The sequence below is a fragment of the Flavitalea sp. genome (assembly GCF_035489435.1).
In the GTDB taxonomy this organism is placed as follows: domain Bacteria; phylum Bacteroidota; class Bacteroidia; order Chitinophagales; family Chitinophagaceae; genus DATHKG01.
This window is the reverse complement of sequence record NZ_DATHKG010000156.1, coordinates 57300-66902: the sequence shown is the minus strand read 5'-3', so window position 1 is coordinate 66902 and position 9603 is coordinate 57300. Positions and strand designations below refer to the sequence as shown.

At 42.2% G+C, this 9603-nt stretch carries 8 protein-coding genes; 4 read left to right on the top strand and 4 right to left on the bottom strand.

Translation table 11 applies throughout. From position 1 onward, the window contains the following. Window positions 1-230 precede the first annotated feature (230 nt). The 4 genes from VK664_RS24165 to VK664_RS24150 form a co-directional block, all read right to left on the bottom strand. Entirely contained in the window at window positions 231-2027 is a 1797-nt protein-coding gene (locus tag VK664_RS24165) for a porin family protein (protein WP_461401288.1), read from the bottom strand. Beyond that, the gene (locus tag VK664_RS24160) at window positions 2024-2575 is read right to left on the bottom strand and encodes an RNA polymerase sigma factor (RefSeq protein ID WP_461401287.1); all 552 of its coding nucleotides are present in this window, start codon (window positions 2573-2575) and stop codon (window positions 2024-2026) included. Before VK664_RS24160 ends, VK664_RS24165 begins: the two co-directional genes overlap by 4 nt. Window positions 2576-2715: 140 nt before the next feature. Next, window positions 2716-4068, bottom strand: coding sequence for a D-alanyl-D-alanine carboxypeptidase/D-alanyl-D-alanine endopeptidase (gene dacB, locus VK664_RS24155; RefSeq protein WP_461401286.1), 1353 nt, complete (start codon window positions 4066-4068; stop codon window positions 2716-2718). Between the two features lie 133 nt (window positions 4069-4201). Beyond that, window positions 4202-5338: a formimidoylglutamase gene (locus VK664_RS24150; RefSeq protein ID WP_461401285.1), complete on the bottom strand. Its 1137-nt coding sequence runs from the start codon at window positions 5336-5338 to the stop codon at window positions 4202-4204. Window positions 5339-5431: 93 nt separating this feature from the next. On the opposite strand from VK664_RS24150, the gene pheS reads away from it, so the two are divergent. The 4 genes from pheS (at window position 5432) to VK664_RS24130 (ending at window position 9595) form a co-directional block, all read left to right on the top strand. Continuing rightward, complete coding sequence (gene pheS / locus VK664_RS24145) at window positions 5432-6478, top strand: phenylalanine--tRNA ligase subunit alpha (RefSeq protein ID WP_461401284.1); 1047 nt, start codon at window positions 5432-5434, stop codon at window positions 6476-6478. 36 nt (window positions 6479-6514) lie between these two features. Then, on the top strand, window positions 6515-7381 hold the full coding sequence (locus VK664_RS24140; protein WP_461401283.1) for a 3-hydroxyacyl-CoA dehydrogenase family protein: 867 nt from the start codon (window positions 6515-6517) through the stop codon (window positions 7379-7381). Between the two features lie 50 nt (window positions 7382-7431). Continuing rightward, entirely contained in the window at window positions 7432-8442 is a 1011-nt protein-coding gene (locus tag VK664_RS24135) for an NAD-dependent epimerase/dehydratase family protein (protein ID WP_461401289.1), read from the top strand. 76 nt (window positions 8443-8518) lie between these two features. Next, a complete protein-coding gene (locus VK664_RS24130) occupies window positions 8519-9595 on the top strand; it encodes a carboxypeptidase-like regulatory domain-containing protein (RefSeq protein WP_461401282.1) in 1077 nt (358 codons plus the stop codon). Window positions 9596-9603 lie beyond the last annotated feature (8 nt).

Sequence of the window (9603 nt, the reverse complement as noted above, 5' to 3'; positions counted from 1 at the left end):
ACCCTAACAAAGCTGATCAGGGCAAAAAAGCCGATCGGAGACAACAGCATAGAGCGGCATGAGCAAAGGTATTAACCACGGGACACAGCCGCAAAAAGGCACAATCCCGCTCCCAACGGTGCGAAGAAGCGACCAAAAACTGTTGCATAATAATGCTGGTAAACAAAGAAAGCAAACCAGCACGTTGTACTGTGGTGACATTGATGAAGCCCGCAAACCAAACCGAAGAATTATTTCGCAGCCAGCGTTTGTGAACCAACATTCTTTCTCTTTTTATCTTCCCAAAGATTATACCGCAAATAAAACTGCAGTGATTTGTTTTTATCAACCGTCAATGGCACAGAAGGAGCTGCGCGTGTGCTTACATAGTTGCTTAATGCCTGGTTATAACGCAGGCCAACAGTAAATTTATTCCAGTAGTAATTTGCATCAAGCATCAATCTCATTTCACTGCCTGAAAGTTTGTTGGAGATAGAATCGTTACTGAATTTCGAGTAACTCACTGTATAGATACTGTCGCTGCTCACCATACCTGTTCGCTGTTGTTCATGCATGGCAACTCCACTTAATAGTGATGAAAACTGCAGGCCCGTACCCATATAAAAATGTTTGAAAGGGCTATAATGCAAACTTACCGGCACATTGAAATAGTATAACTTCTGAGCGGAAACCGAACTTGTTGTCTGATAAAAATTGTTTGATGTTTTAGACTGATATAACAATGCTGGTTTGATATATTGCGGACTCAGGACCTGCAATTCAGACTGCAAATAAACTTTGCCGTTAAAATGATATTGGGCATGCGGTGCCGGTATATAATCCGTTGCTGTGTTTGGTCCTGCATTTACATTATAACTTAGAGCCTGTTGATCCCCCAGTGGAAATACAAGCGGAAGTGAGAGGCCGATCGCAAAGTTTCTACCCACAGTAGTATATGGAGCACGGACATTTGCAGGGCGGCCATATTTTTTATTCTGACGATAATATTTGCGGCTGACCGGCGCATAGGTTATGTAAGATCCATAGTCCTTGTTAATTGAATCAATGGTTTCAGCAAAAGACGCTGAATGCAAACTTTCTATTTCACTTATAGCAGCAGCAGTTAAACCTTTCTGCTTTTCATCAAAACCATCAACAGCTGTAGTTGAAACCGAAGGAGATTTTATTGAAGCTGAAGGATCTGTTGTGAGCCCAACTATTGCTCCCGGTGACTTATCCGAAGATCCGGGATCCGGACTATTTTTACTGTTTCCTTTTTCTCTGGTTGTTGATCTATTATTTCCAGTCGCAGTTTCGATTATTGCTTTTTCTCCTGTTGATTTTTCTCCCATCGATTTAGCTCCCGTTGATTTAGCTCCCCTTGATCTATCTCCAGGAGCTTTTACTTCTGTTGATTTATCTCCGGTAGTTCTATCCCCAATCGCTCTTTCTCCAATTGCTTTACTTCCTGTTGCTTTTTCTTCGGTGGCTTTACTTCCCGTTGCTTTTTCTCCGGCCGACATATCTCCGATGGATTTGTCTCCAATTGATTTATCACCTATTCCCGGATTAATAACTGCAGGCCCCGTGCCGTCAGGAATTGATTTGGTTTGCTCTCCTTCCTTTACTGTTCTGACTGCTAAAGGTTGGTTACTGTTTTCATTGTTATCTGGCCCTTCTTCCTTGCTTAGTAAAATTTTATCATCCTCAACACGTGGTTTTTCTGAATCTTTTAGGGTACCTGCTTTTGCTTTATCTGTTCCCGGACCTGTTCCCGGTGGCGACAACTTGCTTTTTGTTGCCGAGAGCGGAGGGTCGACGTTTTGTTTACTGAAATTCAAGGTCAAAAGCGTCCAGCTACCTGCAATGATGAAAATGAGAATGGCGCTGAAAAACCACCAGCCGCCGCGGCGCCTGGATCTTCCGCCTTCCGGCATTTCTTTGTCTAATAACATGCGCATTTCCGGCCAGGTTTTCTGTACATCCGGTACAGGCAACCTGTTCAGCTTATCGCGTAGCAACTGGTCATATGGATGATGTTCGTTCATTCAATGGAAGCTTGCTGGTTATGTAAAAGTTGTTGTAAGAGTTTCCTTGCCTGACTGAGATGCCACTTACTCGTTCCTTCACTTATTTTTAGCAATGTTCCTATCTCACGGTGAGTATATCCATCAATTACATAAAGGTTAAATACAGCCTGAGTAGCGGTGGGCAGTTTCTTGACTAGCTTTAATAACTCCAGGGCAGACATTCGATGTAATGCATCGGTTTCAACGGAAGGCTCGGGAAGATGATCGGGATCTGTTTTCGTAAAAAACTTTTCACGCTGGCGGATAAAATCAATGGCAGTGTGCACAATGATAGTTCTTATCCAGGTGTATAATGACCCCTTACTGTTATTGTATGTCCCTATATTTTTAAACACTTTCAGAAAACCGTTATGCAGCACCTCAATCGCATCTTCTTCATTTCGTGTATATCTCAGGCATAAAGTAGTCATAGATCCATAGAAATGCTTATATAGCTTTTCCTGGGCCCGCCGGTCGTTGTTTATACAACCGTTTATCATCTCTATATCGACAGGATTACCTGACAATTGCCTGGTTTAACCTCTTTGTTTGTGATGGATTTTGATGACGGAATAAGGTTGCTTCTCAGGATACGGAATTAATGTAAGTTAAGTTGGGTATTAGTAGAATTTTAAAGGGTCAAAAAGGTTACCCGGGAAGAAAAGGATCAGTATTTCCGGCGGATTTCCGAAAGAAAAGCTTCCACTTTCCGGCGGATTTCTACCGCGTTGCCCCGGTGGTTATTAACCAGAACGGAGAAACACAACAATTTATTTTTACGGGTATATAGAAATCCACTTAAAGCTACAACACCGGACAGGGTTCCCGTCTTGGCATAAATAAAAGAGCTGTCCTTTTTGTAAAAATTTAACAATGTGCCTTTGCCCCCGGTAGCAAAAACGCGCTTTATCCGGTCCATACCAAACTCATTTTTCATTTTGGTAAGAATCGTTACAAAATCTGCCGGTGTAAACAAATTGAACCGGCTTAGGCCACTGCCGTCTGCCCACCGGGGTCGCTGAGGTAAATCCTTTAATTCAATATCCAGCAGCGTATCAGTTATCAGATTGTCGTTCATTTTTCCAAACCTTTCATTAGCGACCATGAGGAGGACCTGCTCAGCAAAAAAGTTATCGCTGTTCTGCATCATTGGTCTTAACAATGAATCCATTGGTCTTGACATAATGCTGCGTTTGTTCACAACTCCTGCGGCTGGTTTATCAAGTTTCGTTATCGTTTTCCGCAAGGAATCTGGCAAAAGTTCAATTGCGGATTGAATACCTTTTGTAATAAACGGAACCTGCTGTTCCTTTTTGGGTTCTATGCCCTGGGTTATTGTAAACACATTTTCATCCTTATTCCGTGAAACAGAAAAGTTTCGTTTTTTTAAATCTGGTGTAAATCTCACGGACCAGTTCACATCGGGTATTGAATAAGTAAAAACCGGCTGATCCAGTATGTTGTCTGTAGCAGGAGCACTTGTATCAAGCTCCTGTATCCAGCGGATAACGTTTCCATAGACCGGCAAAGGACTTCTTTCTGCCATGTAGGAACTGCTGTAATCGTCCCATGACCAGCCGCTGCCAAGGGCCTTATCGTCCCAATTCTCGTCTGATATATATAACGGTTTTTGGGCAGCCTGTAAAAACCTGGTCACTGGCTGATCGGGAAAATCCTGGTGTAAAAAAGTGGGATCACCGGAAGGAATAAGATAAATCGCGGTATCATCTTCGATGAATTCGATGCCCTTAACACTGTCACCCAGGAACTTCATGGCGGCATAACAGGTAAAGATTTTCGTATTTGAAGCGGGTACAAAATATTTATCCGACTGGTAATTAAACAATGGCTGTTGGTTGCCTGCATCAATAATAGAAACACCAACATGTGCATTAACAAGATTTTTATCTTTCAGCACTTCATCATTCAACTGACGGCCTAACCGTTTTTGTACTGAACATGAAACCAACGTAAACAAACCAACCAACCCAACAACCCCGTAAACTGATTTAAGTATCATCTAAATTTATTTTTACTTTTCACCCCTCATCACCCTAATTCCTACCTCACTCCTAACTCCTAACCCACTCATCACTCATAACTCATAACTCATAACTAAACTAACCACTCACAACTCACCACTTGTATTAAGCTCAGCCTCTTTCCTGCGCCCTTAACCATCTTTCCGGAATTTCATCTGAACTTGCAAGAAGATAATCTTTGTGCGAACAAGGAATGAAACTTCTATCAGGTAACTGCATCCACCACCTACCTGTTTTTTTACTTTGCAGGAACACTGTCTGAACTTCACCAAAAGCCAGGTGATATTCATTGAAGGATCCTTTTTCATCAAGTGGAGCCTCACGCTGACCGCGACTGCGGCCATCTATAGCATACCAGATCATCTGGCTTATCTGCTTTGCAGTTAATGAATCACGATCAAGTATATCATCGTAGCCATAAATACCGATACTATTGACACTGGAGCTCATCCCCGCAAAACGCATCAGCACGCAGGCTTCTTCACCATTTAACCCATTGGGCGAAAAGCGGTTTGCCGGTGCATAACTGTTAGCAATAGCCGAAATGTCAAAACTGAACAGCCTGGAACTCCTGATAACCGGCTCCATCTCTTCAATTGAATCCTTCACATGACCAACACGGAAGCAATCAAACCTCAGCTTATCCATAGTTTGCAGCATATGCGGATGAACATAATAGCTTTGAAAACCTATGTGATTATATTGCCTTATATAGTTTGGTTCGCCGGTGAGCATTTCCATAAGGAAACTATCTTCCCTTTTACGTGAATCGATATCAATATCAATCTGTGCATCCACACATACAGCTTCAATAATGTTGCTTCTGTCTGAATAAGCATAGTACTGAGCCAATGTAAGATCATGGGACCCACCCACGATAATAACAGTTTTACCTGCATCTAAACATTCGCCTACAACTGTTTTCAATGCTGCATATGTGTCACTGAGCGTTGCTCCGTTTTTAATATTCCCTATATCGGCAATGCGTATTTCCGGGTGCCAGTAATACATTCCATATAAATGACTGCGAACATTATCCGGGCCGTTTGCCTGGTATTTGCCTGGTTGTCGTCCGCGATATTCCGGGCAGCCAACGATAATGATATCGCTCTCTGCCAGGTCAGGCATTTCATATTCATAAATAAGAATGCTTTTGCCAAGCTGACCTTCTCTATAGCCTTCATCTTCTGAAAGCATGCCGGTATTTACTTTCTCCAAAAAATCTGTGATATACATTAGATCAGACATGCTTGCAAGTTAGTGGTGAATACTGAATGACCAATGCCGGGCCCCGGAATTTTCGGGTTCCATCACGAAAAGCAATCTTCTTATATTTGCGGTATGGAGCAATTGTTACAACAAATTGAGAACTACAAAAAAGAGATCGGAGAACTTAACCTTGCAGACCCGGAAGCCCTGGAAACATACCGGATAAAATTTCTTGGAACGAAGGGATTAGTGAAGAGTCTTTTCATCGAGATGAAAAATGTGCCGGGTCCTCAGAAAAAAGAATTCGGTCTCCTGTTGAACGAGTTTAAACAAATTGCTGAAAACAAGTTTGAAACAGCAAAACAGGCACTTGATTCGGCCCGTGGATCAAAATCTGAGGCGGGAACCGACCTCTCCCTGCCCGGCGATGAACTTCCGCTTGGTTCGCTTCATCCCATTCATCTTTTTTTAAACCATGTGGAATCTATATTCCAGAGATTAGGGTTTTCCGTTGCCGAGGGTCCTGAGATAGAGGATGACTGGCATAATTTCACGGCACTTAATCTTCCCGAGCATCATCCTGCCCGTGATATGCAGGATACCTTTTACCTCGAACATGCAAAACCTGGGATGAGTGATTGGCTTCTCCGAACCCACACCAGCAATACACAGATCAGGGCGATGGAAAAAGGCAATTTACCCATCCGTATAATCTGCCCCGGTCGTGTTTACCGGAATGAAACTGTCAGTGCAAGGTCGCATTGTTTTTTCCACCAGATTGAAGGCTTATATATTGATGAAAATGTGTCTTTCGCGGATCTGAAACAAACGCTTTACTTTTTTGTCCAGGAGATGTATGGCAAGGATATAAAAACCAGGTTTCGTCCCAGCTACTTTCCATTTACAGAGCCAAGTGCAGAGATGGACATTGAATGCCAGATCTGTCATGGCAAGGGCTGCTCCGTTTGCAAACGTACGGGTTGGCTAGAGATCCTGGGTTGCGGTATGGTACATCCGAAAGTGCTTGAAAATTGTAATATCGATCCTGAAAAGTATACGGGTTTTGCTTTTGGAATGGGCATTGAAAGGCCTGCCATGCTTAAATATGGCATTAATGATATAAGACTTTTCAGTGAAAACGATGTGCGTTTTCTGCAACAGTTTATCAGTGCGGTTTAGTTGTGAAATTGCAATGAAAATTTCAATAGTCATATTATGATCAACACGGTCTGCGTTTGTGGTGCTGGCACCATGGGCAGCGGTATTGCACAACTCATAGCAAGCCGGGGCTTCCGCACCATCGTTTACGATGTTGATGCCGCTATGATCACGAAAAGTGAAAATTCTATCTCCCGGCAACTCAAGCAACTGGTCGATAAAAATAAAATCAGTACTCTTGATAAAAGCAATACACTCGCACATCTTCAATTTACTACTAATATAAACGATTGTATTGCGGACCTGATCATCGAAGCAATTATCGAAAACCTGCAGCCCAAGATTGCCCTTCTCAATCAACTGGCAGAAATCAATCATTCAGAGACAATTTTTACGACAAACACTTCTTCATTATCGGTTACATCTATCGCAAAAGCGGTTCAACATTCAGAAAGAGTTGCAGGATTGCATTTTTTTAACCCTGCAACTGTCATGAAACTGGTTGAACTTGTCACAACGGATGTTACCGCAGCTTCAGTAGTTACATCACTAACTATGTTTATTAAAGCAATCGGGAAAACAGGAATTTCCTGCAAAGACTCGCCAGGCTTTATTGTGAACCGGGTAGCCAGGCTCTTCTATCTTGAGTCACTCTACCTGGCCGAACAACATAACATTCCAATCTCCGATATTGATAAACTGATGAAGTCAACGGGTTTTAAAATGGGTCCTTTTGAATTGATGGATCTTATTGGCAACGATATCAATTATAAGGTGAGCACTTCGGTTTACGATGCAATGCATCGCCCGGCACGGCTGGCACCATCAGTATGGCAACAACAAAAAGTTGAAGCAAATGAACTCGGCATCAAAACCGGTAAAGGTTATTATGATTATCCAAAACCGGCCTCTGATAATACATGATTGGTGGATAAGCCGATATGAAGTATTTTCGCAAACTTAATTGATACTTCATCGATAACCCACGCAAAATACTAATCACCGGTGGAACGGGATTTCTTGGAGCTTATATTATCAGGGAACTCGTAAACAAGGGATTCGCGGTAAGAGCCATCAGGCGCGGCAATAAAAACTGGCCGTTCTATATCTCCCCCAAAATTTTTGAAAAAGTCGAGTGGATCGAAGGTGACATACTGGATGTTGTTGCCCTTGGCGAGGCGATGGTTGGAATAGATGCCGTGATCCATGCAGCGGCAAAAGTCTCGTTCCAGGCTGCCGACCGTTCAGAAATGTTCAGAATAAATATCGAGGGCACTGCCAACGTAGTGAACCTTGCACTTGAAGCAGGCATTACCAAAGTATTGTATGTAAGTTCTGTTGCAGCACTCGGGCGCACTAAAAACGGAGACACAGTTACTGAAGAAAAGAAATGGGAAGAAAGTGCGATGAACACCAACTATGCATTGAGTAAATACCATGCAGAAATGGAAGTCTGGCGGGGAATGGGTGAAGGTTTAAATGTAACCGTAGTAAATCCAAGCACCATACTTGGTTATGGTGACTGGAATAGCTCAAGCTGCGCGATTTTTAAAAACGTATATAACGAATTTCCATGGTACACCAGCGGTGTTAATGGTTTTGTTGATGTGGAAGATGTGGCCAGGGCTATCGTCTTATTATTGGAAACAGAAAGCAGCGGTGAAAGATATATTCTCAATGGGGAGAACTGGACTTTCCAGGAACTGTTTAACCAGATAGCCCGGGGTTTTAACAAGAAACTTCCCTATAGGAGAGCCACACCATTGTTGGCCGAAATTGCCTGGAGATTTGAAAAAGTAAAAACGCTGTTTACCGGCAAAACTTCGTTGCTTACCAGGGAATCAGCAAGGATTTCTCAAACCAAAACTTATTTCAATACCAGTAAGATAAAGACTAAGTTACCGGAATTCAGTTTCACTCCTTTATCCGAAAGCATCGAAAAAGCATGCAATAACTATCTATTATCACCCCAACTGACCAGGTAACACGATTTATGCGGTGGAAGTGTGGTATACTTTTAGCCTGTTATCCTGCGTTTATAAACTGAATCAAATCGTATTCATGAAAAAATTGATTTTCCTCGCCTGCTTTATTTGTTATGCTGGTTTTTTACAGGCGCAAAATTTTCCCATCCTGGGCAAAGTTGTTGATTCTGCCTCCGGGCAGCCGCTTAGCAAGGCTTCCGTTTTCTGCCAGAATACCACATTCGGCACTATCACAAATAATGATGGATTATTTTATATGAATCTTCCAAATGGGGGTTATGACCTGGTGATATCTTATACCGGTTATGACAAAAAACTGTTAAGAATAAGCAATGCCCAACAGCTTAAGGATACCCTTTTGTTTGTTTTGGCACCTCAGGATAATTCTATGACGGAAGTTGCAGTAGTTGCAAGTAATGAAGTTCAGGATGGATGGAACAAATATGGAAAGTTTTTCTCGGAGAACTTTATCGGAACCACTCCGAATGCCGAACAATGTACTATCCAGAATCCGGAAGCACTTCGTTTTTTCTATACAAAAAAACGGAACCGTTTAAAGGTGACAGCAAAGGAAGACATTACGGTTGTAAACAATGCGCTTGGTTACAGGATCAGGTACCAGCTTGATTCATTCAGTTACGATTACAATACAAAAATCAGTCAGTATACAGGTTATCCTTTGTTTGAAGAGATGGATACAACGGAAGATGTTAAGAAGATCTGGGTATCTAACCGGGCAAAAACTTACCTGGGCTCCAGGTTGCATTTTATGCGCGCTATGTACGACAGCATAGTAACCGATGAAGGATTTACAGTGGAGAAGATGAATAGTGATCCCAAAAGCACGAAAGGCATTGATATCGAAAACCTCTACGACAGTTCATTTTACTTTGTAGACAGTAATGGTGTTTCAGTGAGCTGGGATGGTCGTTATCGTATTGGTTACAAAAAAGTATGGCCCGAAAAGAAATTTTTGCAGGAGTTTAAACTGCCTGCCAATACAAATATGCAGGTTACCCTGTTAGACATAGCTGATGGCTTTATAATAGAACAAAATGGCTATTTCTATGAGCAGTATGATGTTATTAATTCGGGTTACTGGGCCTGGAAGAAACTGGCCGAATTGCTCCCCTATAATTACGAATACGAGTAGGTTTCATA

Excerpts from the sequence above, each read along its gene's own strand:
- VK664_RS24165 (WP_461401288.1), bottom strand. The coding sequence starts at position 2,027 with ATGAACGAACATCATCCATATGACCAGTTGCTACGCGATAAGCTGAAC.
- VK664_RS24140 (WP_461401283.1), top strand. The coding sequence starts at position 6,515 with ATGATCAACACGGTCTGCGTTTGTGGTGCTGGCACCATGGGCAGCGGT.
- VK664_RS24150 (WP_461401285.1), bottom strand. The coding sequence starts at position 5,338 with ATGTCTGATCTAATGTATATCACAGATTTTTTGGAGAAAGTAAATACC.
- dacB (WP_461401286.1), bottom strand. The coding sequence starts at position 4,068 with ATGATACTTAAATCAGTTTACGGGGTTGTTGGGTTGGTTGGTTTGTTT.
- pheS (WP_461401284.1), top strand. The coding sequence starts at position 5,432 with ATGGAGCAATTGTTACAACAAATTGAGAACTACAAAAAAGAGATCGGA.
- VK664_RS24130 (WP_461401282.1), top strand. The coding sequence starts at position 8,519 with ATGAAAAAATTGATTTTCCTCGCCTGCTTTATTTGTTATGCTGGTTTT.